Annotated in this window: 18 protein-coding genes; 5 read left to right on the plus strand and 13 right to left on the minus strand. The window is 56.9% G+C overall.

The genetic code is table 11. The annotated features are described in order from the left end of the window. Positions 1–14: 14 nt before the first annotated feature. Positions 15–575 carry a VOC family protein gene (locus DFO52_RS03925; protein WP_133549396.1) on the minus strand — a complete coding sequence of 187 codons (561 nt, stop codon included), beginning with the start codon at positions 573–575 and terminating at the stop codon, positions 15–17. 239 nt (positions 576–814) lie between these two features. Here DFO52_RS03925 and argS point away from each other — a divergent pair, with 239 nt between their 5' ends. Next, the gene (gene argS / locus DFO52_RS03930) at positions 815–2,548 is read left to right on the plus strand and encodes an arginine--tRNA ligase (RefSeq protein WP_047647442.1); all 1,734 of its coding nucleotides are present in this window, start codon (positions 815–817) and stop codon (positions 2,546–2,548) included. Positions 2,549–2,606: 58 nt separating this feature from the next. Here argS and DFO52_RS03935 read toward each other — a convergent pair whose 3' ends face one another. Genes DFO52_RS03935 through flhB form a run of 3 tightly spaced genes read right to left on the minus strand, consistent with a single transcriptional unit; the run spans position 2,607 to position 6,218 of the window. Then, positions 2,607–2,999 carry a flagellar protein FlhE gene (locus DFO52_RS03935; RefSeq protein WP_047647441.1) on the minus strand — a complete coding sequence of 131 codons (393 nt, stop codon included), beginning with the start codon at positions 2,997–2,999 and terminating at the stop codon, positions 2,607–2,609. Further along, positions 2,999–5,077 carry a flagellar biosynthesis protein FlhA gene (gene flhA / locus DFO52_RS03940; RefSeq protein ID WP_133549398.1) on the minus strand — a complete coding sequence of 693 codons (2,079 nt, stop codon included), beginning with the start codon at positions 5,075–5,077 and terminating at the stop codon, positions 2,999–3,001. Before flhA ends, DFO52_RS03935 begins: the two co-directional genes overlap by 1 nt. Next, the gene (gene flhB / locus DFO52_RS03945) at positions 5,070–6,218 is read right to left on the minus strand and encodes a flagellar biosynthesis protein FlhB (protein WP_133549401.1); all 1,149 of its coding nucleotides are present in this window, start codon (positions 6,216–6,218) and stop codon (positions 5,070–5,072) included. Before flhB ends, flhA begins: the two co-directional genes overlap by 8 nt. Positions 6,219–6,726: 508 nt before the next feature. Between flhB and DFO52_RS03950 the strand changes: the two genes are divergently transcribed. From DFO52_RS03950 to DFO52_RS03965, 4 genes are all read left to right on the plus strand, one after another. Further along, complete coding sequence (locus DFO52_RS03950; RefSeq protein WP_029741779.1) at positions 6,727–7,302, plus strand: fimbrial protein; 576 nt, start codon at positions 6,727–6,729, stop codon at positions 7,300–7,302. A gap of 135 nt (positions 7,303–7,437) precedes the next feature. Next, the gene (locus tag DFO52_RS03955; RefSeq protein WP_133549403.1) at positions 7,438–8,130 is read left to right on the plus strand and encodes a molecular chaperone; all 693 of its coding nucleotides are present in this window, start codon (positions 7,438–7,440) and stop codon (positions 8,128–8,130) included. A 93-nt stretch (positions 8,131–8,223) separates the two neighbouring features. After that, positions 8,224–10,680, plus strand: a complete 2,457-nt coding sequence (locus DFO52_RS03960; RefSeq protein WP_243737936.1) for a fimbria/pilus outer membrane usher protein — start codon at positions 8,224–8,226, stop codon at positions 10,678–10,680. A gap of 4 nt (positions 10,681–10,684) precedes the next feature. Further along, positions 10,685–11,851: a fimbrial protein gene (locus DFO52_RS03965; RefSeq protein WP_133549405.1), complete on the plus strand. Its 1,167-nt coding sequence runs from the start codon at positions 10,685–10,687 to the stop codon at positions 11,849–11,851. 48 nt (positions 11,852–11,899) lie between these two features. Here DFO52_RS03965 and cheZ read toward each other — a convergent pair whose 3' ends face one another. The 9 genes from cheZ to DFO52_RS04010 form a co-directional block, all read right to left on the minus strand. Beyond that, positions 11,900–12,544 carry a protein phosphatase CheZ gene (gene cheZ / locus DFO52_RS03970; RefSeq protein ID WP_023312251.1) on the minus strand — a complete coding sequence of 215 codons (645 nt, stop codon included), beginning with the start codon at positions 12,542–12,544 and terminating at the stop codon, positions 11,900–11,902. 10 nt (positions 12,545–12,554) lie between these two features. Then, the gene (gene cheY / locus DFO52_RS03975) at positions 12,555–12,944 is read right to left on the minus strand and encodes a chemotaxis response regulator CheY (RefSeq protein ID WP_008500431.1); all 390 of its coding nucleotides are present in this window, start codon (positions 12,942–12,944) and stop codon (positions 12,555–12,557) included. A 17-nt stretch (positions 12,945–12,961) separates the two neighbouring features. Continuing rightward, a complete protein-coding gene (locus DFO52_RS03980) occupies positions 12,962–14,011 on the minus strand; it encodes a chemotaxis response regulator protein-glutamate methylesterase (protein ID WP_029741783.1) in 1,050 nt (349 codons plus the stop codon). After that, positions 14,008–14,874, minus strand: a complete 867-nt coding sequence (cheR, locus tag DFO52_RS03985; RefSeq protein WP_023312253.1) for a protein-glutamate O-methyltransferase CheR — start codon at positions 14,872–14,874, stop codon at positions 14,008–14,010. Before cheR ends, DFO52_RS03980 begins: the two co-directional genes overlap by 4 nt. Positions 14,875–14,893: 19 nt before the next feature. Next, a complete protein-coding gene (gene tap, locus DFO52_RS03990; protein WP_133549406.1) occupies positions 14,894–16,495 on the minus strand; it encodes a methyl-accepting chemotaxis protein IV in 1,602 nt (533 codons plus the stop codon). Between the two features lie 44 nt (positions 16,496–16,539). Continuing rightward, entirely contained in the window at positions 16,540–18,207 is a 1,668-nt protein-coding gene (tar, locus tag DFO52_RS03995) for a methyl-accepting chemotaxis protein II (protein ID WP_133549407.1), read from the minus strand. An 84-nt stretch (positions 18,208–18,291) separates the two neighbouring features. After that, positions 18,292–19,254, minus strand: a complete 963-nt coding sequence (locus DFO52_RS04000; RefSeq protein WP_029741326.1) for a spore coat U domain-containing protein — start codon at positions 19,252–19,254, stop codon at positions 18,292–18,294. Continuing rightward, positions 19,251–21,635: a fimbria/pilus outer membrane usher protein gene (locus DFO52_RS04005; protein WP_133549409.1), complete on the minus strand. Its 2,385-nt coding sequence runs from the start codon at positions 21,633–21,635 to the stop codon at positions 19,251–19,253. Before DFO52_RS04005 ends, DFO52_RS04000 begins: the two co-directional genes overlap by 4 nt. After that, positions 21,611–22,366, minus strand: a complete 756-nt coding sequence (locus tag DFO52_RS04010) for a molecular chaperone (protein WP_133549411.1) — start codon at positions 22,364–22,366, stop codon at positions 21,611–21,613. Before DFO52_RS04010 ends, DFO52_RS04005 begins: the two co-directional genes overlap by 25 nt. Positions 22,367–22,368 lie beyond the last annotated feature (2 nt).

A 22,368-nucleotide genomic window follows, 5' to 3' on the forward strand; every position in this document is an offset into this window, starting at 1 on the left:
TGAACTCACATCTCTTACGCTTCGCTGGCAACGATCTGCTGAATGGTCCACGGATGAAACTTCACCGTGACCTGCCCGTCAGTGACGGCCAGCGTCGGGTTAGGTAACCGCTCACGCTCGCCTTTGGGTGAACTCGTCTTCACAAAAATTCCCGGCTTGCTTAAGCCTTCGTCAGAAAGGAGGGCCAGCGCGCGCGCGTTCAACGTTTCCGGCTCACCCGGCAGGACAATTTCGATATGTTCCCAGCCTTCGTGCGGATAGCGTTTCTCTCCCGGCCACGGCAGTTCAACCACGCTGAACTGCCAGTGCGCCACGTTCACCGGTTCATACAGTTTGAACAGGCAAATGGGGCGACCGTTGATGATGTTCTCGGAGAGCAACTCGCCGCACCGTTCGAACCCGCGACGCCAGCGCTCGGCCGTGGCATTCTGATGACAGCGCAAAGAGATGTGATCGGCCTCAAGCGGCGCGATATCCAGACCGAGACGGGTGGCAAGTTCTGTGAACGCCTGGGTGAAGCGCGGTAAATCTGCGGAAATATCATGCAGTTCGTCAATGGATTGCCAGTTCGCCATAAGTCACTCTCTTTTCATGTCGCAAAGCCGCTAATTTACTCTGTTGCCCTGTTTTGACCAACCGCAGAATCCGGCTTTTTATGACTGCATGATTATGCATACCTTCACCGCCTGGATTCTGAGCAATCTTCAGGCCCCGCAATGCTGACGCCAGAAGGCATTTGCAGTATACTCCCGCCCTAAATTCTTTAACTGGCGCGGGCGGTTGTAAGCCCGCATCAAAAACGTAAGGTATCCAGGTGAATATTCAGGCTCTTCTCTCCGAAAAAGTCAGTCAGGCACTGATTGCCGCAGGCGCGCCTGCGGATTGCGAACCGCAGGTTCGTCAGTCAGCAAAAGTACAGTTTGGCGACTATCAGGCTAATGGCGTGATGGCAGTGGCTAAAAAACTGGGCATGCCGCCGCGACAGCTCGCTGAGCAGGTACTGACGCATCTGGATCTTTCCGGCATTGCCAGCAAAACCGAAATCGCCGGTCCGGGCTTTATCAACATCTTCCTTGAGCCTGCATTCCTGGCAAGCCACGTTGACGCGGCGCTGAAATCTGACCGTCTGGGCGTTTCCCAGCCGGAGGCGCAGACCGTCGTGATCGACTACTCTGCCCCGAACGTGGCGAAAGAGATGCACGTTGGTCACCTGCGCTCCACCATCATCGGTGATGCCGCGGTGCGCACGCTCGAGTTCCTCGGTCACAAGGTGATCCGCGCGAACCACGTGGGCGACTGGGGTACCCAGTTCGGCATGCTGATTGCTTACCTGGAAAAACAGCAGCAGGAAAACGCGGGTGAAATGGCGCTGGCGGACCTGGAAGGTTTCTACCGCGAAGCTAAAAAGCACTACGACGAAGACGAAGCCTTTGCCGAGCGCGCGCGCAGCTATGTGGTAAAACTGCAGGGCGGCGACCAATACTTCCTCGAGATGTGGCGCAAGCTTGTCGACATCACCATGTCTCAGAACCAGCTGACCTATAACCGCCTGAACGTCACCCTGACCCGTGACGACGTGATGGGTGAAAGCCTCTATAACCCAATGCTGCCCGGCATTGTGGCTGACCTGAAAGCGAAAAACCTGGCGGTAGAGAGCGAAGGCGCAACGGTGGTGTTCCTTGATGAGTATAAAAACAAGGAAGGCGAACCGATGGGCGTGATCATCCAGAAAAAGGATGGCGGCTACCTCTACACCACCACCGATATCGCCTGCGCGAAGTACCGTTACGAGACGCTGCATGCTGACCGCGTGCTGTACTACATCGACTCCCGTCAGCACCAGCACCTGATGCAGGCGTGGACCATCGTCCGTAAAGCCGGTTACGTGCCGGATTGCGTTCCGCTGGAACACCACATGTTCGGCATGATGCTGGGCAAAGACGGCAAGCCGTTCAAAACCCGTGCGGGCGGTACAGTGAAGCTGTCCGACCTGCTGGACGAAGCGCTGGAACGCGCCCGTCGTCTGGTGGCCGAGAAGAACCCGGACATGCCTGCCGATGAGCTGGAAAAACTGGCCAACGCCGTGGGGATCGGTGCGGTGAAATACGCGGATCTATCCAAGAACCGTACCACCGACTATATCTTCGACTGGGATAACATGCTGGCGTTTGAAGGCAACACGGCGCCTTACATGCAGTACGCCTACACCCGCGTGCTCTCGGTGTTCCGTAAGGCAAACATTGATGAAAGCGTACTGGCGAATGCGGCAGTGACCATCACGGAAGATCGTGAAGCACAGCTGGCGGCGCGCCTGCTGCAGTTTGAAGAGACGCTGACGGTTGTCGCGCGTGACGGCACGCCGCACGTGATGTGTGCTTACCTGTACGATCTGGCGGGTCTGTTCTCCGGCTTCTACGAACACTGCCCTATTCTGTCTGCGGAAAACGAATCGGTCCGCAACAGCCGCCTGAAGCTGGCGCAGCTCACGGCGAAGACCCTGAAGCTGGGTCTGGATACCCTGGGTATCGAAACCGTAGAACGCATGTAATACAAAAAAACCCGGCAATCGCCGGGTTTTGTTTTTTGCAGTCCTGCTCATTCAAGCGTCAGCGGTAGTTCACGATGACAGAATTACTCTGCACCTTCAGCGCCGGGATTAAGCGTCCCCCGCCTGGCACTTCCCAGATAAACCGCAAAGGTTCAATAGCCGGTATGCCGTTGAATGCCTGCGTCGTGCCGTTTTCGCCGTCGATTTCCGTGCAGCGCGTCTGAGAACAAAGGCGCACCCGCAGCCCTGCGGGCGTTGGGCCAATCAGCCGGTAATTCCAGACCACAAGACCCATCTGACCGGAAACGCCGTCAGAAGGCGACAGCGGGTTAGAGGACATGGCGACGCCCCGGTTGCTGAGGGTCACCCCCATGCTGCTTGCCTGCCAGGTGCCCTCCCCGGCAGCGTGCGCCGCCAGCGGGAAGAGTAAAATCCAGAGCCATTTACGCATTATTTTCCTCCAATCGTCGCGGTCATGCGGATATGACGGTTATCCGACAGCTCCATATTCGACAGCACGACCAGCTGATTCAGACTACGACGCAGGAAGCGCGACAGCAGCGGACGCAGCGCATGGTTAACCAGCAGCACCGGCGGTGCGCCCAGCATCTCCTGGCGCACCAGCGCCTCCTGCGTTTGCGCCAGCAGACGGTCCGCCAGCCCCGGCTCCAGGCCGCCCCCGCCCTGCAGGGCCTGCAGCAGCAGACGTTCAAGCGGCGTATCGAGGCCAATAACCTGCACTTCTCCGGTTCCCGGGAACCACTGCTGGGTGATCGCACGACCCAGCGCCACGCGTACCACCGCCGTCAGCTCGTGCGGATCGTTTTGTATCGGCGCATGCTCGGCAAGGGTTTCCAGAATGGTGCGCATATCGCGGATCGGCACTTTCTCTTCGAGCAGGTTTTGCAGCACCTTGTGCAGCGTGGTTAAGGTCACCACGCCCGGGACCAGATCTTCCGTCAGCTTCGGCATCTCCTGCGTGACGCGATCCAGCAGCTGCTGCGCTTCCTGACGGCCAAACAGCTCTGCCGAGAATTGCCCAATCAGGTGATTAAGATGGGTCGCCACTACGGTACTGGCTTCAACAACCGTATAGCCCTGGATTTGCGCCTGCTCTTTCAGGGCACTTTCAATCCAGATAGCGGCCAGGCCAAAGGCCGGGTCGATAGTTTGCTCGCCCGGCAGCGTGCCTGCGGCGGTGCCCGGGTTAATCGCCAGCCAGCGGCCCGGATAGGCATCACCGCTGCCAATTTCGACCCCTTTCATCAGAATGCGATAGCGCGCGGGCGGCAGGTCCATATTGTCGCGGATGTGTACAACCGGCGGCAGGAAGCCCATATCCTGCGCGAATTTTTTACGGATACTGCGGATACGGCCAAGCAGCTCGCCATCCTGCTGGAAATCGACCATCGGAATCAGGCGATAGCCCACTTCCATTCCCAGGGAATCTTCCAGCTGAACGTCGTTCCAGGTCGCTTCTACGGCCTGGGTATTCTCCGGCATTTTTACCGGAACAGGCTCCGCCGCAGGTTTGATTTCACGACCGCGCATCCACCAGGCTAGCCCCAGCAGACCCGCCGTAAACAGCAGGAAAACGAGGTTTGGCATTCCCGGCACCAGGCCGAGCAAACCCAGAACGGCAGCGGCCAGCAGCATAACGCGCGGGTTGCTGAAGAGCTGCCCCACCATCTGCTCGCCAACGTCCTGATCGGTACTCACGCGGGTCACAATCACACCCGCCGCCGTGGAGATAACCAGCGCCGGGATCTGCGCGACCAGACCGTCACCAATGGTCAGCAGCGTATAGCTTTCCGCCGCGTGGCCCATGTCCATCCCGTGCTGCAATACCCCCACCAGCAGGCCGCCGACCACGTTAATCACCATGATCAGAATGCCCGCGATGGCGTCACCGCGCACAAACTTACTCGCACCGTCCATGGAGCCGTAGAAGTCCGCTTCCTGCGTCACTTCCGAACGGCGTTTTTTGGCTTCATCTTCGGCAATAAGACCGGCGTTCAGGTCGGCGTCGATCGCCATCTGTTTGCCCGGCATTCCGTCCAGCACAAAACGCGCGCCCACTTCCGCGATACGCCCTGCACCTTTGGTGATAACCATAAAGTTGATGATAACGAGGATAACGAACACCACGATACCGATAGCGAAATTGCCGCCCACCAGGAAGTGGCCGAACGCTTCAACCACTTTACCTGCCGCTGCCGCACCGGTGTGACCTTCCATCAGGATGATACGCGTGGACGCTACGTTCAGCGCCAGTCGGAGCAAGGTGGTAAACAGCAGAATGGTCGGGAACGCGGCAAACTCCAGGGTACGCTGGGTGAACATCGCCACCAGCAGCACCATAATGGACAGCGCAATATTGAAAGTGAAAAGCAGATCGAGGATGAATGCCGGGAGCGGCAGTACCATCATCGACAGAATTAGCAGGATCAGAATCGGCCCGGCAAGGATTTGCCATTGGGTCGATTTCAGGTTGCCGGGCAGGCGCAACATTGCCACCAGATTAGCCATCAGAGTCCTTCTCGTTCATAAAATCCAGCGCGGCAGGCACCGGAAGGTTTTCAGGTTTCACAGGCCGCTGACCGCCAGCCATACGCCAGCGCTTCAACTGCCACACCCAGGCCAGCACTTCCGCCACGGCGGCGTAGAGTTGTCCCGGGATCTGTTGTCCGATATCCGCATGGCGGTACAGGGCACGCGCCAGCGGAGGGGCTTCCAGGATCGGCACGCGGTGTTCTGTGCCAATTTCCCGGATACGCAGTGCGATCAGCCCCGCCCCTTTCGCAACGACTTTCGGCGCGCTCATTTTGTTTTCGTCATAGCGCAGCGCAACGGAATAGTGCGTCGGGTTGGTAACAATGACATCGGCCTTCGGCACATCGTCCATCATGCGGCGACGGGCGGCGGCACGCTGCATCTGGCGGATACGCCCTTTTACGTGCGGGTCACCTTCCATCTGCTTATATTCGTCACGGATATCCTGACGCGACATGCGCAGCTTTTTGAAGTGGGTATAAAGCTGGAAGATCACGTCAAAACCCACCATCGGGATAATGCTGAGCACCACCAGCAGCGCGCAGAGCCCGACCAGATTCAGCGCGTTGCTCATCGCGGTGAGCGGCGATTCGCTGATAAGACGCATCATTTCTGGCCAGTGGTACCAGAGGTAGAAGCCTGCGGAACTGCCCATCAGCACCGATTTGAGAACGGCTTTGAGCAGCTCAGCCCCGGTCTGCGCAGAGAACATTTTCGCAATACCCGGCAGCGGGTTCAGTTTGGAAAATTTCGGTTGCAGCGATTTGGCACTGAAAACCAGACCGCCGAGCATCACCGGAGAGACCAGCGCGACCAGCACAACCCCGGTAATCAGGGGCAACAGCGCGACCATGGCCCCTTTGATAAGCTGAATAATCTGGCTGAGGATCAGATTCGGATCGTTGACCATGCTGTGGTCAAAACGTAAGCCGGTGGACAACATTCCCGCCAGCTTTCGGGCGAGCGACTCCCCGCCCCACCAGATAATGCACACCCCTACGATAAGGATCAGCAGGGAGGTTAATTCTCGGGATCGGGGGATCTGCCCTTCCTCACGCGCTTTTTCTAGTCGGTGGGGTGTGGGGGCTTCCGTTTTGTCGTCGTTCTCTTCTGCCACAGTGCATGCTCAGCCCATTACGTCACGGGTATCATGCCAGCACCGCCTTTCATCAATGGGCTGATAAACCCCTATAACCGGGTCTTTTTATCCAGTTTAAGACCACACTCCGTACGTTTGGCAAGCGAAGAGAGGACACGTAAAGTTCGAACAAACATTGTTTCGGCTTTTGTGATGCGCTTCATATCACACAATGAATTAAGCGAAGTTTTAAAAACGTTTATTCAAAAAAAATATCCCGAAAGAAAATTAACATAGTCGTCGATTTTAACCACTTAATATTGCAGGAATGATATAAGTATGTAAATTCAATAATTCAGACTAATTAAAACTCTATTTATCCATTACTGGAGAAAATCCAAAAATGGATTAATCAATACGACATTCGTCCTGAAGCTCACTTACCAGCAGAAATTTAAATGTTATAATTTCACGCGACATAATTTACTTTTCACGAAAAAGCAAATCATATGCCAGATATTTCTTTTTACTTAAAGGAACATTTAAGATGGATTTGAAAAAGAATATTGTTGCGGGCTTAGCTCTTGCAACGCTGTCGATAAATGGTTTCGCCGCAGAAATGAATGCCGGCACTATTCATTTCACGGGTGAAATTATCGAATCGAGCTGTACAATTCAGGGAGACGATGGCACGGACAGTACTATCCCACTGGGTACCTATCCTATATCGTTGTTTACTGATGTTGGAACGGAAACCGCACTTATGCCCTTCTCCGTTACGCTGGCGAACTGCCCGTTGAAAAGCGATGGGCTTCCGGCTATACAGCTGACCTTTAACGGCCCAACAACCCTGACCGGGACCAATACGCTGCTGGACGTCAGTAAAATTACCACCACGGGCGATACCGCGGCCACCGGTATTGGCGTTGCCGTCAGCCCGTCGGGTAAGGATGATAAACTCATCACTATGGACGGCGCTGAAGGGCAGATCTATATCGAACTGGCGACAAAATCCGAAGATACGATTAAAGCTGATTTTAATGCTCGATATAAATCATTTGCAGCAGCGGTTACCGCCGGTCCGGCAGATGCTGATATGACGGTAAATATTCTTTACCGTTAATAAATGCATCACTGACATTCACAATATATATATTTAGGCGTCATGACATTTAAGGAGTCATGCTCTGATAATAGTCCGAATCCGGATTCGGACTATTATCATTTTCCCTCAACGTCCTTTATTAAAGGTTTCACCATGCGCAAATCACTCCAGGTCTTATTATGCATTCCTGTCATTGCGAGTACCTTTTGTCACGCAGCAGGTGTTCAGATAGGTCGCACACGCATAATCTACGATGCCGCGAAAAAGGAAGTTGCCCTGCCCTTACAAAATAATGATAAAGAACTTCCCTGGTTAATACAGTCATGGACGGATACGGGTGATGGTAAAACGCACGGACCGTTTATCGTGACCCCCCCTCTCTTTCGGCTCGATCCGCAAAAAGAGCAAAGCCTGCGCATTACCTGGAACGGGACAACCTTAGCAGGAGATAAAGAGTCGCTGTTCTATATGAACGTGCGAACCGTTCCTGCCACGGCTACGGATGAGGGTGACAAAAACGTCCTGCGGTTAATCTATAAAACGCGTCTGAAACTGTTCTGGCGCCCTGTCGGACTGAGTGGTACGCCATCTGAATCCTGCAAAAACCTGCGCTTCGCTCGTCATGGTCAGCAGCTCACTGTCATCAACGCGGGGGCGTTCTACAGCGTCTTTGATTCACTTGCGCTGGGCTCGCATAAAGTGGAGAAGGCCGATATGGCTGGCCCTAAATCCCGCGTTGATATTCCTCTCCCTGACAATGCTCAGGGGACGAGCGTCACCTGGCGCTGCATTACCGATTACGGCAATGCTTCAGAAAAATACACTTCCACACTTGCGCAGGATTAAAAGACCGCGATGATGACAGGACGTAATTATTTGTCATACGGGCGGCTCTTTAGACCGAATCCGCTTCTTCGCTGCCTTGGCGGTGTCTTGCTCATGGCGAGCTTCTCGACGCTGGGCCGTGAGTATCGTTTCTCTCCCTCATCGCTGGAAGGGGACATGCTGGCACAGCAGGATATCGACCTTTCACTCTTTTCAAAGTCGAATGCTCAGCTACCCGGCACCTATTCTTCACGAGTGCAGGTGAACGAACACCGCCTGAGCACCACCAATATCGTTTACGTCAGCTCGCCTGAAGGATCACTGATACCACAGCTCACACCGGATATGCTGCGGGCATGGGGGATTGCTATCGACCGGTATCCCGCCTTGCTTACGTTACCCGCCAATAAGGCTTTGCCCAAAGATATCAGCAACTATATCCCCCAGGCCTCCGCGCGGCTTGATTTTTCAACCATGACATTAGCGTTGAGTATTCCTCAGGCCGCGTTAAGTGGGACCGGTCACGATTACATCGATCCCTCGCGCTGGGACGACGGTGTGCCCGTGTTGTTCAGTGACTACGCTTTTTCAGGATCAAAAAATAAGGACAACGGCGACAACAGCGCCACCAGTCAGTATCTGAATTTGCGCACCGGCGCCAACCTGGGTGGCTGGCGAGTGCGCAACTATTCTACGTGGAGCAATTCAGAGAGTGAAAACCAGTGGGAAAACATCAATACCTTCCTGCAGCATGACGTTGACGCCCTCAAGGCGCAGTTCACGGCCGGGGAAAGCAACACGCGTGGAGAAGTATTTGATAGCTTACAGTACCGGGGCGTCAACCTTGCGTCAGATGAAGAGATGCTTCCCTATAGCCAACGCGGTTATGCCCCTGTCATTCGCGGCATCGCCAGTTCAAACGCTGAAGTCTCGGTCCGCCAGAACGGCTATCTCATCTATCAGCAAAATGTTGCGCCGGGCGCGTTCGAAATCAACGATCTCTACTCCACCACCAACAGCGGCGATCTGGACGTTACGGTGAAAGAGGCTGACGGCACCGAGCATCGCTTTACGCAGCCCTATTCCAGTATCGCGATTATGCTGCGGCCAGGGCGTATGAAGTATGAAATGACAGCAGGCCGTTATCGTGCTGAAAGCGGGAGCGACCAAAAGGAACCCGACTTTTTCCAGGGAAGCATGATTTACGGTTTAAATAACCTTCTCACCTGGTTTGGAGGGCTGACCCTCTCGAAAGACTATAACGCAGCCAATACCGGTGCCGGTCTGGCGCTCGGGCCGTTGGGCTCGCTGTCGGCTGACGTTACCATGGCCGACACCCGGCTAGACGATAACAGCCAACATACCGGCCAGTCATGGCGTCTGCTTTATACCGGTAAACTGGATTCGACCAATACCAACTTCAGCCTCGGCAGCTACCGATACAGCAGCCGCGGGTATTACAGCTTTTCCGACGCCAATCAAAAGCGTGACGGTCACGAAGACGATCTGCTGTTTCGCTACAACAAACGCAACCGCATTCAGGCCAGCGTTAGCCAAACCGTGGCTGGGGTGAGTCTGTATCTAAACGGTTATCAGCAGGATTACTGGGGCACCTCTAAAAAAGAGCGCAGCCTGTCGGTTGGATTAAATACCGTTATTGCCGGCACGAGTTATCACATTGCCTATACGTACAGCAAAACCAACGACGAAGAGGCTGACAGAATGGTCTCTTTAGGGTTTAGCATTCCTCTCGCCAGATGGCTGCCACGCGCCTGGAGTAGCTATAACATCAGCAATACTAAAAATGGCTATACGCGGCAAAACGTGGGCCTCAGCGGCACGCTGCTGGACGACGAGCGTCTGAGCTACTCGTTGCAGCAGAGCCATTCCAACCACGATGGGGAAGATATCAGCAGCGTCTATGGCAGCTACCGCTCGCAATACGCCAACCTGACCGCAGGCTATTACGCCTCCACTGATAACTCTCAGCAGCTTAACTACGGCATTAGCGGCGGTATTGTTGCCCATCCTCAGGGCATCACGCTGGCTCAACCTTTAGGCAGCCAGTTTGCTATCGTCAACGCCAACGACGCGTCCGGCGTCCGTTTCCTGAACCAGCGGGGTATTCAGACCGACTGGCAGGGTAACGCAGTCATTCCATCACTCACTCCGTACCAGGAGAACAATATTCGTATTGATACCTCGAGCCTGCCGGAAAATGTGGACAGCAGCGATACCGCCATCACCGTTATCCCCTCGCGCAACGCGGCGGTGCTGGCCAGATTTGACGCCCACACAGGCTATCGGATGTTGATTACCCTGAAGCGTCCAAACGGCCTCCCCGTTCCGTTCGGCGCCATCGCGACCAGTAGCGACCCGGTGATGAGCGGCATTGTCGATGAAACCGGCACCGTCTATCTGGCAGGCATTGGAGAGACCGCGCAGGTCACCGTGAAATGGGGCAACGGCACGGGCCAACAGTGCCGCGCCAGCATTACGCAACAGTCAGCCAACCACACCGAAAGCCCTAACGGTATTCGCTCGGTTAGCGAGCTTTGTCAGCAGGAATAAGCACATGAAAACTATACTCACGAAACGGGCCATCTGGGCTTTATTGGCTACGGCATTGAGCCTGACCACAACCAGCCCGTGCAGGGGAGCCGTGACTTTACTTCGTAACTGCTTCGGTGCGCCGCAAACCTACACCACGTCGTTCGATCATGAGTTTTCGTCCAGCGAAAATGTCGCCAATCATGACTATGATGTGCCAAATCATCTGGTCGGCAATGGCCCGGTGATAGTGGCCAACTGCAGCTGTCCCGGAAATATATTTTCTTCAAGCATGGTCTATGAAAAAACGTTTGCCGGGAGCCCGCTGAATCCGGGAACAAACGGATACGGCTATTTGACCGATAAGATCGATGCCGATATCACCGCCTATGCGGATGCAATCAACTCTCCGGACGGTACTTCTTTGAACCCGTTAGCTATCAATGAATACCCGACGTCCAGAGCTAATATGCGTAACACTACCGAGAATGCACTCGCCAAAACGGAGGGAGATGCCAACGTTTGCAGTAGTGGCACCCAGCCGAGCAACGCCGCTACAGTAAAGCGTAATTTCCGCTGGAACGTCGTTGCGATCCTGCTTCACGTTAAAAAACCCATCCTGGGTCAAGAGGTGATCCCTTCGACGATCGTCGCGCAAAACTATGCCTGTCTTTATTTCGGCACGGGGGGAAGCTGCGATCCCGGGCAGGCAGAACAGGTCTCTGATATCTGGTTTAGCGGTACGCTTTCTGCGCCGCTAAGCTGCGTTATCAACGAAGGCAGCACCATTGAGGTTGAGTTCGGCAGCATCGTCAGCAAGCAATTCGTCATCAAAGGGCAACCGCCAAAACGTTATGCCATCAAAAACGTTGATATTTCCTACCACTGTGATGATAACGCAGTGGGAAACACGGACCGGATAAAGCTCACGCTGACAGCAGATCAGGGCGTCGCGGATAGCAGTACGCCGTACATTGCAAAACTTCTGGACAGGGACGATCTCGGGGTGCGCGTATATGATGAAAACAGCCAGAACGTTGCGCTGGATGGTACCTATGAGTTTCCGGTAACGATGGACGAGCAGGGAAACGGTGTGGTCAAAATTCAGGCTGTACCGGTCAGCACGACGAATGCCCCCCCGGCCCCGGGCCGCTTTGAAGGTAACGTGACGGTGAAGATGGATCTTCGCTAACCGAAATACCCTCAGGCTGACGCCGCAGCCTGAGGGTAATCAGAACAATCAGAAGCCGAGGCTGTCCAGCAGATCGTCGACCTGATCCTGACTTGCCACAACGCCCGCCTTGCTGGCGTCGAGCTGTGGACCATTGAGCAGGCTTTCATTCTCGCGTTTTGGACGGGCTGCCGGTTCCGGAATGTTTTCCAGCAGAACCATCAGCAGCTGACGCTCAATCTCCTGGATAACATCCATCATGCGCTTGATCACCTGACCGGTCAGGTCCTGGAAATCCTGCGCCATCATGATGTCCAGCAGCTGGGCGTTGGTGAAGCTGGTGTGGCCCGGCACATCACCCAGATACTGACGAGTATCCGTCACCAGCTCGCGGGCATCCGCCAGCTCGATAGGATTCTCAAACCACTCGTCCCAGCGTTTGCTCAGGGCTTTCGCCCCCTTTTCCATCGCATCCTGGTGCGGCTGTGACGCTTCAACGCTGTTCAGCGCACGCTCAGCAGCCTGAGCGGTCATCTGCACAACATAGTCCAGACGATCGCGGGCATCAGGAATGGCTTCCGCCGCTTCGGCAATCGCCTGATCCAGACCCAGCTCGCGCAGGCTGTCACGCAGCATGCGCGTCAGGCTGCCGATGCGGACGATGATATCGCTCGGCGAGTGTTCTTCAACGGGTTTCATAGCAGGTTGCAACATTTCCATCACCTCACATGCCGAGTTTCTCGAAGATCTTACCGAGCTTCTCTTCCAGGGTTGCCGCGGTGAATGGCTTCACCACATAGCCGCTTGCGCCCGCCTGTGCTGCGGCAATGATGTTCTCTTTTTTCGCTTCTGCAGTGACCATCAGAACCGGCATAGAGGCCATTCCCGCATCGGCACGAATGGTTTTCAGCAGTTCCAGACCGTCCATGTTAGGCATGTTCCAGTCGGAGATAACAAAACCAAACCCGCCAGCCTGCAGTTTGTTCAGCGCATCAACGCCGTCTTCTGCTTCTTCAACGTTGTTGAAGCCCAGCTCTTTCAGCAGGTTGCGCACGATGCGACGCATGGTGGAAAAGTCATCCACAACCAAAAACTTAAGCTCTTTATCCGCCATAAAATAATACTCCTGAGTCAAATACGTATTGCCTGTCCGGCACTGATTTTCGCCAGCATCTGCTGGCTTACCTGGCTAAGATCGACCACTTCGCTCACGCCACCCATATTGATGGCCTCGCGCGGCATGCCGAACACCACACAACTTGCTTCATTCTGCGCAATCGTCCAGGCGCCAGCCTGGTGCATTGCAAGCATTCCGGCGGCACCATCGTTGCCCATCCCCGTCAGGATCACCCCAACGGCGTTGCGCCCCGCATGTTTCGCCACCGAATGAAACAGCACATCCACCGACGGACGGTGCCGGTTGACCGGCGGTCCGTCATGAATTTTGATTTGATAGTTAGCGCCGCTGCGCGACAGCTCCATATGCTTGTCGCCCGGGGCGATATAGGCATGTCCCGGGAGCACGCGCTCGCCGTCTTCCGCCTCCTTCACGCTGATCTGGCACAGCTTGTTCAGGCGTTCGGCGAATGAACGGGTAAAGCCTGGTGGCATATGCTGAGTGATCAGAATACCCGGACTTGAAAGCGGCAATGGCTGGAGTACATGACGAATTGCCTCTGTTCCTCCGGTTGACGCCCCAATGACCAGCAGTTTTTCCGAGCTGAGTAAGGGACCGGCCTTCAGGGTCGCAGGCGCGGCCAATGGCGTATGGGCAGCAAGCTTCGCACGTGACGCGGTGCGGATCTTCTCCGCGATCATTTCGCTGTAGGCCAGCATCCCTTCGCGTATGCCGAGCTGCGGCTTGGTGACGAAATCCACCGCCCCCAGCTCCAGCGCGCGCAGAGTGATTTCCGATCCTTTTCCGGTCAGGGAGGAGACCATCACCACCGGCATGGGCCGAAGCCGCATTAATTTTTCGAGGAAATCTATGCCATCCATGCGCGGCATCTCGACATCCAGCGTTAGCACGTCGGGGTTATATTTTTTAATTAAATCCCGCGCTACCAGAGGATCGGGCGCAGTGGCCACCATCTCCATGTCGCTGTGGCTATTGATAATTTCAGTCATGATCTGACGCATCAGCGCTGAATCATCGACAGACAACACCCTGATTTTACTCATGCTTTTTCCTTACTCAGCGCATATACCGTTTGCCCACGCAGGCTAAACTCACGCGCGAGGTTGCTGAAGTTTTCCGAGTGCCCGGCAAACAGTAAACCGTCAGGCTTGAGCAACGGAACAAACCGACGCAGAATGTCCTGTTGCGTCGTTTTATCAAAATAGATCATGACGTTACGGCAAAAAATGGCGTCGAACGGCCCCGGCACGTTGTACTGCTTATCCAGCAGGTTAACGGGCGCGAATTCGACGCAGTTCGCCAGCTCCTGGCGTACGCGTACCAGGCCTTCATGCGGGCCCGTGCCGCGCATGAAATAACGCTGCAGCTGCTGCGGCGACAGCGTTTTCAGTTCATCCTGGCGATACACGCCGTTACGCGCCTTCTCCAGCACCTCGGTATCTATATCGCTGGCGTAGACTTTCCAGCGGCCGGGCGTCATGCCCAGGGTGTCAGCAAGGGTGATCGCCAGCGAGTACGGCTCTTCACCCGTCGAGGCGGCCGCACTCCATACGCGATATTCCCCGGTGCGACGGCGGGCGTGCTCGGCCAGGACCGGGAAGTGGTGAGCTTCACGGAAAAACGCCGTCAGGTTGGTGGTTAACGAGTTAATAAAAGCCTGCCACTCTGCGCTGTTCTGGTTCGCCTCGAGCATGCTCAGATAGCGGCCAAAATCATCCAGCCCCAGCGTGCGCAAGCGCCGCACCAGACGGTTGTAGACCATGTCCCGCTTATGATCCGCAAGCACGATCCCCGCACGCTGGTAGATTAACTGACATATCCGACGAAAATGCGCGTCGGACAGCGCGAGGCGCTGTGTCATCTGCAACAATAATGACGTTTGCCCAGGGGGCATTGGTGATGTCATAGCGCCTTCTTAATTACATTCAGGATACAACTGGCACGGCCTGCGACCGCCCGACTTCTGTTACTGCTTCAACGTGCTCTTTCACATTAAATACCGCGACCAGTCCGGTCAGACGATCTGCCTGGCTGGCCAGCTGATCGGTTGCCGCTGCCGCTTCCTCAACTAACGAGGCGTTCTGTTGCGTCACCTGATCCATCTGGCTGACGGCCTGGGCAACCTGCTCAATGCCGCGGCGCTGTTCGTCCGACGCAGAGGCAATTTCGCCCATGATGTCGTTCACCCGCGTGACGGAAGTGACGATCTCGTGCATGGTTTTCGCCGCCGTATCCACAAGGGTTGAGCCCTGCTGAACGCGCGAGACCGACTCTTCGATCAGCACCTTAATCTCTTTCGCCGCGTTGGCGCTGCGGCTCGCCAGGTTACGCACTTCCCCCGCCACCACCGCAAATCCGCGCCCTTGCTCACCGGCGCGCGCCGCTTCCACAGCGGCATTCAGCGCCAGAATGTTGGTCTGGAACGCGATACCGTCAATCACGCTGATGATGTCACCTATTTTCTGCGAGCTGGTGGCAATCTCCTGCATGGTGCTGGCGACATGGGACGCCTGGTCACCGCCTTTCTTCGCCGTCATCGCCGCCTGCTTTGACAGGTCAGACGCCTGACGCGCGTTATCGGCGTTCTGGCCTACCGTCGCGGTCAACTGCTCCATGCTGGCCGCCGTCTGCGCCAGCGAGGCCGCCTGCTGCTCGGTGCGGGACGAGAGATCGTTGTTACCTGCCGCAATCTCGGAGATCCCGGTGTGCATGGCATAGCTGCCCTGCCGCACGTCGCTCACCGTTTCCCGCAGCGAACTCTGCATCGCCTTCAGGCTGGCAAAGATCGCGGAAATTTCGTTTTTGCCGAACACCGCGACCGGACGCGCCAGGTCCCCTTTCGCAATGCTGTCGAAGTGGCTGCTGATGATTGCCAGCGGCTGCACAATCATCCTGCGCGACCAGAGCAGCGCCCCGCCGGTCAGCAGCCCTGCCAGAATCACAACCACGGCAAAGATGACGCCCGACATGTGATAGCTGTTACGACTCTGTTCACCGGCACGCTGAACAGACTGGTTGATATCCTGCTGCCACGCGTTAAAGCTGCCGTCAAACGCCGCCTGAGACGCCTGAACCGGTGCGGTCATGAAGTCCGAAAGCTGGTTGTTCTCAAGCCACGTCGCCTGATGGTCCAGATCGTTGTACCACTGTTCAAAGTTCGTCTTCATGGCGGCCTTCAGCGCTTTCTCTTTCTCGCTGTCGACGGCCTGCGCCGTAAAGGCTTTAAACTGTGCGTCAGCCTGCTTCAGGCTATCGCGCGCGGCCGCCATCAGCGCTTTAATGTCATCCGGCGGATAACTCAGCGCGGTTAAGGTTCCCGCCTTGTTCAGCGCAGTGCTTGCCTGCAACAGCACGGCACGCGTTTGTGCCAGTGCGGAGCGCTGCTGATTACTCGCCTCAACTTCCTGCAAATTCTGATAGCCATCGCGAAACGCCCAAAAAGACAACCCGTTACTGCCAACCTGCAACACACCGCAAAGGATCAGAATCAAAAACAGTGTGGTCGAGATACGAATACGATTTAACATCCACGCTCCCATCAAGCGGCAAGCAGCCGCGGTTTAATTGTCAGTCAAAATGTTTCCCAGTTTTCATCTTGTCCGGTCGTCGCGGTGCGCGTACGGCTTGCAGCCGATTCAGCGACTGGCGCGCGATACGTCGCCTGCGGGGTGACCGTGTTTCCAGCGAGTGAAGCGAGACGAAACGCCGAGACGGCCATCTTCAGACGGCTCGCCTGGTCTTCCAGGGCAGCGGCCGCCGCAGCGGACTCCTGCACCAGCGCGGCGTTTTGCTGTGTCACGCGATCCATTTCCGATACCGCCAGGGCAACCTGGTCGATACCACGACTCTGCTCATCGGACGCAGAGGCGATTTCACCCATGATGTCCGTCACGCGGGTGACGGCATTCACGATGTCATTCATGGTCTCCCCGGCGCTTTCCACCAGCACGGAGCCGGTATCCACGCGGGAGACGGAATCTTCAATCAGCGACTTGATCTCTTTTGCCGCGTTGGCGCTGCGGCTGGCCAGGTTGCGCACTTCCCCGGCCACCACGGCAAACCCGCGTCCCTGTTCGCCCGCACGCGCCGCTTCCACGGCGGCGTTCAGCGCCAGAATGTTGGTCTGGAAGGCAATGCCGTCGATGACGCTGATGATGTCGGCGATTTTCTTCGAGCTGTCGGCGATTTCGTGCATGGTTTTCACCACGCCATCCACCACGCGTCCGCCGCGCTGCGCCGTCTCGGAGGCGCTTTCTGCCAGCTGAGACGCCTGGCGGGCGTTATCGGCGTTCTGCTTCACGGTTGCGGTGAGCTGCTCCATGCTGGCGGCCGTCTCTTCCAGGGCGGACGCCTGCTGCTCGGTACGGGATGAGAGATCGTTATTCCCCATCGCAATTTCGCTGGTGCCGGTATAGATAGCCTCCGACCCGTTGCGCACGTTGGCGACGGTTTCGATTAACGAACGCTGCATATGGTCAACGCTATTTGCCAGCTCGGTGATCTCATTGCGCCCGGAAACGGTCAGCGTTTTGGTCAGGTCACCGCCGGCAATTTCACGAATGTGGGCGATGACGCGGCCGAGAGGGTTCAGCAGGATATGGCGAATGCCATACCAGACCGCCACCAGCACAATGACCAGCGCCAGCGCCATCACGGCCATCTGCCATTTCGCAAAGCGGTAGTCATCCTGGCTTGCGGTAAAGGCCGAGTGGTACAGATCGCCACTGGCCTTCGCGTATTCCCCCAGCGCCGCGCCGAGTGCGTTTTGCATCCCCTGCGTTGGCTGCGCGAAATAGGCGTCCATGTTGCCGCTCTCCAGGAACTGAATCAGCTCTGTCAGACCGGTATGGTAGGCGTTGTATTTTTCATCGATATTCTGGCTCACCTGCTCCATAGCAGGCTGCGGGGCGATCTTTTTGAAGGCGTCGTAATGTTTCGCGGCGTCAGCGAGGGTGGCACGGGCATTTTTCAACAGATCGGTTTTCGCGCTGCTCTGCTGATTGTTAGGGTCCATCATCATGCGCGCGGACGAGCGGCTCAGGTTGATACGCGTTTGCAGCATCAGATCCCACGTCGACGTGAGTTCACTCTGCTGCAGGCGGAGATCGTTCGAGGCCGCGAAGCTGTCCTGGTTCTGTTTTAATGACGAGAAAAAAAGCCCGCCGGAGATGAGCTGAAGAAGTGCGAAAATGACCAGCACCATCATGAGCATTGTGACAACGCGGATACGGTTCAACATACAACACCTTCTCATAGATTTATTAACGGTGTTATCGGCACAGCCCACAGGAACTTTACATTTGCGAAAGGGAAAAGCGCGGGGTTAAAACGCCACGTCGACAATCAGCGTGTCTGTGTAGGTTCCGGCGGGCGGCGTGGCCTGATTGGTCAGGACTTTAGCGGTGTAGTTGAAGGTGCGCAGTAAACCGTCGGTACTGACCTGGGACGATACCGCGCTGGACCAGCGCTCGCTGCCGCTGCCGCCCCAGCGGTTACCGGTGGCCTCCTTATAGATGTCGTAGCTCATGGCGTTGCTGCCGCTCACCATCCGCCGCACGTTGTTCAGCGCGTTGGCACCGTTATTAATGCCGATGGTATACGAACTTCCTTTGGTACAGGTGACGGCAATCGCCTGTGAGACGGTGGGGAAACTTTGTACCAGCGGCGCGCTGTTGAAGTTCACATCTGGCGTGGTCATGGCGCTGCAGTCGTTGGTGACGGTCATATCTAACAGGATGGTGGTTGTCGCGGTTCCCGTCTGATTGATTGTGCAAACGCCGAGCGCGCCCACGGAGCAGACGCTGTAGTTAATGCTGAAGGTTAACTGCACCTGATATGGCCCGGCAGTGACGTTTTGCCCGGCGACGGTGCGGAAATAGAGCGGAATGTTGTACTGCTTTGACCCCAGCAACCCCAGCAGGGTATTCCCGCTCCAGGTATACGATTTACTTATCTGTACCTCGCTGCTGCTCGCGCATCCCGATAACCCGCACAGCCGGGTGGGGATCACGTCGGTGATGGCCGCATTATCCGTGCGTTTCATCGTGGCCCGGCTGCTGCCCGAAACCGATGCCGCGGTGTAGGTCAGCGTTACCGAGTCGCTGGTCAGCAGATTCAGCACGGCATCGCAGGCCACCACCAGCGTGCCGGTGGTTTGAACTTCCCCGGTTCCGCTGAGCGCGAACGAGGTGACGCTGCCAAACGACGCATTAACCGTACTGACGGTACACGCCGCCCAGCCGCCGCCGGAAAACAGCAGCAGGATCAACATCAGCAGGCGCGTCATGGCGCCTCCCGGCAAATCAGCGGCCCGTAGGTTTTCAGCTTATGCTCCGGATTGGCCCCCACGGTCAGAGTAGTCTTGCAGCGCCTCCCGTCAGGTGCGATCACCTCCAGCGGGTTCACATCGCTGAGATTTTCCAGCCAGGCGATGCCGTCATACCCCACCACCGCATTGCTGCGCGAGGCGCGTCGAACCTGGCTTCCCACCGGCAACGCCTTCCCGCGCGCGTCATGCAGAATAACGCTTGCCACCCGCTCCTGCTCCATCGGGAAATCGACCAGATAGCCGCTGTGGCGCCGAATCGCGATCCGGCGTTCGGTCTCTTTCAGACGGGTATCCGCCGGCAGATTCAGGGTATCAATCCGGTAGCTGGCCGGGTAATACGCCGATACCCCGCTGACCAGCAGGTAGCCGTTATTATTGGTTTTACCGACGGGCTGGTTCTCATAGCTGACGGGCACGTCCGGGTGGCCGTCGGTACTGATGACCACAAATGCATCGTTGATCTTATTCGCCGCGAACAGCTCGCCGTCCATCAGCACAACGGAACCCATCGCCTCGCCCCACCAGGTCATGGTATCTCTTTCACCATAGCCGCCGCCCTGCAGCTCGATGTTGTTATTGCGCCAGCCCAGCGTACCCTGCTGATAATCATTGGATCTCGACTGGTTGGCCCAGGCCATGTTCCAGCTGAAGCCACCGTCAGAAGGCATGGAGTGGTTGTAGTTAATACGCTGGGTACTGCCAGCATCCGGAGTGTTTTCGACGGTGACGGCAGCGCTGTCGCGCGCCCCCAGCGGCACCTGCAGCGACAGCGCGACCGTCCAGTCTCCCCGCTGCCGATCCCGGCTGCCGGCCAGGTAAATGCTGCTCGCCCCCCACAGGTTGCGGCTCCAGGAGAGATTGAGCAGCTCGGTTTTTTGGCTGTCAAAACTCTCCACGCCGATCCAGGCCGCACCGATGTTGCCGTACCGTCCCAGATTGAAGGTCAGCGAATACTGGTCCGTATTACGGCTAAAGCTGGCGACGGGCTTATCGTTTTCGTCATACACCGTCGGCTGGTCGTAGAGGGCGAGATTGCCAAAGCCGCGGTCGCGACGCGTGTGCTGGGTGGCGACGCTAAACTCGCTGGTACTGTACTGGTAACCCCAGTTGATTTGCCCGCCCGCATCACCGCGCATGCGGCTTTGCGAGTAAGAGGTATTCACCACGCCAAACTGGCCGAGTTTTATTACCGTCCCCGCGCCGCCCAGCGCCAGCTCCTGCGCCCCTTCCGCGTGGCCCTCCAGCGTTAGCCAGTCCGTCATCCCGTAGCGATACGAGCCGCTGCCGGCTGCCGAACCGTAGTCAAAATTCTTGATACCGTAATTACGCCGCAGGCTGCCGAGCGTCACGGCGCCGTCGCTCAGCCCTTGCTTAAGCAGGTCGCTGGTGACGTAAAACGGTAGCGTGGTGCTTACCTGGCGCCCCAGCGCATCCGTCGTGACCAGCACCGCATCCCCGGCGCCGTTGATATAGGGCAGATTAGTCAGGGTGAAAGGCCCCGGCTGAAGCTGGGTTGAACCGGAGCGATAGCCGTTGATAAAGAGATCGACCGAAGTGGGTACCGCGGCTTCCCCCGCGAACTCGGGCAACGGCCATGTCACCAGGTCAGGACGCAGGGAGAAATCCCGCCCGACGCTTATCCCTCCCATTCGCACGCTGGAGCTCCAGCTCAGGGCATCGCTGATCACGTCCCCGGCGCTCCAGCTCATCGCGTCATCTTCGTTAGTGAACAGCAGGGTCGTGTCATAGCGGACATACCCTTCCTGCTGGCCGTGGTTACCGGTGAAATTTTCCCGCGCGTAACCGGTGGAGGAAAAGGAGCCGTTCTCGTTGAAGTAGCGGAACTCATGCCAGATCGACGCCTGACCGCCGATATGTTCCGTGTGGTTGGTATAGATATCGTAATTCAGCAGCGCCCCGCGCCCGTAGTGCGGTTTGGCCTGCGCCGTTTGCGCGCTGAAAGGCGTCACGCGGGCCGTCACCCAGTCGCGGGGAACGGTCAGCAGCAGGCGCTGCGCTGCGCTGTCGTACTCCACCCGAACCTGAGCAAGCGAGGAGAGATTTACCTCGCCGGTGGGAACGTGCGCCGGGGGCAGCCCCGCGCGCAGCAGATCGGCGCTGGAGATAAAGAAAGCGCCTTTACGCTGCGTCACGGGCACGACCAGGCCGGTATCGTAGTGGTTGAGCACGAGGGCAAGCTGGAAAACCGCTTCATCATTTATCGCCTGTGCCTGGGGAGGCGGCGGTAAACTGTCGTCGCCGGGCTCGGCCAGGGTCGCGGAACTGACGCATAGCAGTATCATCATCGCCGGCTTCAGTTGACGGGCGTCGACTGCCATTGTTCGTCCCTGGTATTAATCTGCGCGCTCATCCGCTCTGGCTGACGAACGCCAGCGGGTATGGGCCAGCTGCGGGTGCTGCCCGGCAGGACGTAACCCAGCAATCCTTCCGCCACCGTGCGTTTCTGACCTCCCTGCTCCAGCGCCACCTGGCTCAGCCTGACGTGGACATCCCCCCGATTTTTGACCTCCAGCGCAGGCTTACCCTCAGCCTGCGTCACCCGCCAGCTCAGGTTTTGGGTCTCCGCCAGCGCGTGATGCGCGCCCTCTTTGATGGTCGGGATCCCCTGTCCATACACGAACAGAGGGATGGAGTAACGCATCTGCAGTTTCAGGCCAATGGCGGGTTCGGCTTTGGCATCCGGCTGGGGGATTTCATCGACGATAATGCGATAGGCCTGTTCGACCCCTGCGGGAACTGAAGCCTGTTTGATAAGGCGAATAAGCTGCTTGCTGCCCGTGCCAATCGTGACGATGGGCGGGCTGGCGACCACGTCCTGCTGCGCGGTATAGCGCTCGTGTCCGTCCTCCTGCTTCCAGCGCACGATGCGGACCTGCATCGTCGTGGCGCTGTTTCCCTGGTTCTGGATCCACAGCTCCGTGGCGTTAGCGTCCGCAGCAAGCCAGGGATCGATCGGCCAGAGGAGGATGGTGGCCGCCGCCTGAGCCTGGCCAGCAACCGCCATTCCCAACGCGCCCGCCAGACAAACGGGTCTGAAAAATGGCTTCATCA

It is taken from the genome of Enterobacter sp. AG326, from assembly GCF_004362415.1.
GTDB classification, from domain to species: domain Bacteria; phylum Pseudomonadota; class Gammaproteobacteria; order Enterobacterales; family Enterobacteriaceae; genus Enterobacter; species Enterobacter asburiae.

Excerpts from the sequence above, each read along its gene's own strand:
- DFO52_RS03955 (WP_133549403.1), top strand. The coding sequence starts at position 7,438 with ATGCGCAAATCACTCCAGGTCTTATTATGCATTCCTGTCATTGCGAGT.
- tar (WP_133549407.1), bottom strand. The coding sequence starts at position 18,207 with ATGTTGAACCGTATCCGCGTTGTCACAATGCTCATGATGGTGCTGGTC.
- DFO52_RS03935 (WP_047647441.1), bottom strand. The coding sequence starts at position 2,999 with ATGCGTAAATGGCTCTGGATTTTACTCTTCCCGCTGGCGGCGCACGCT.
- DFO52_RS04000 (WP_029741326.1), bottom strand. The coding sequence starts at position 19,254 with ATGACGCGCCTGCTGATGTTGATCCTGCTGCTGTTTTCCGGCGGCGGC.
- DFO52_RS04005 (WP_133549409.1), bottom strand. The coding sequence starts at position 21,635 with ATGGCAGTCGACGCCCGTCAACTGAAGCCGGCGATGATGATACTGCTA.
- flhA (WP_133549398.1), bottom strand. The coding sequence starts at position 5,077 with ATGGCTAATCTGGTGGCAATGTTGCGCCTGCCCGGCAACCTGAAATCG.
- DFO52_RS03965 (WP_133549405.1), top strand. The coding sequence starts at position 10,685 with ATGAAAACTATACTCACGAAACGGGCCATCTGGGCTTTATTGGCTACG.
- DFO52_RS03960 (WP_243737936.1), top strand. The coding sequence starts at position 8,224 with ATGGCGAGCTTCTCGACGCTGGGCCGTGAGTATCGTTTCTCTCCCTCA.
- cheR (WP_023312253.1), bottom strand. The coding sequence starts at position 14,874 with ATGACATCACCAATGCCCCCTGGGCAAACGTCATTATTGTTGCAGATG.
- DFO52_RS04010 (WP_133549411.1), bottom strand. The coding sequence starts at position 22,366 with ATGAAGCCATTTTTCAGACCCGTTTGTCTGGCGGGCGCGTTGGGAATG.
- tap (WP_133549406.1), bottom strand. The coding sequence starts at position 16,495 with ATGTTAAATCGTATTCGTATCTCGACCACACTGTTTTTGATTCTGATC.
- cheY (WP_008500431.1), bottom strand. The coding sequence starts at position 12,944 with ATGGCGGATAAAGAGCTTAAGTTTTTGGTTGTGGATGACTTTTCCACC.
- DFO52_RS03980 (WP_029741783.1), bottom strand. The coding sequence starts at position 14,011 with ATGAGTAAAATCAGGGTGTTGTCTGTCGATGATTCAGCGCTGATGCGT.
- DFO52_RS03925 (WP_133549396.1), bottom strand. The coding sequence starts at position 575 with ATGGCGAACTGGCAATCCATTGACGAACTGCATGATATTTCCGCAGAT.
- DFO52_RS03950 (WP_029741779.1), top strand. The coding sequence starts at position 6,727 with ATGGATTTGAAAAAGAATATTGTTGCGGGCTTAGCTCTTGCAACGCTG.
- cheZ (WP_023312251.1), bottom strand. The coding sequence starts at position 12,544 with ATGTTGCAACCTGCTATGAAACCCGTTGAAGAACACTCGCCGAGCGAT.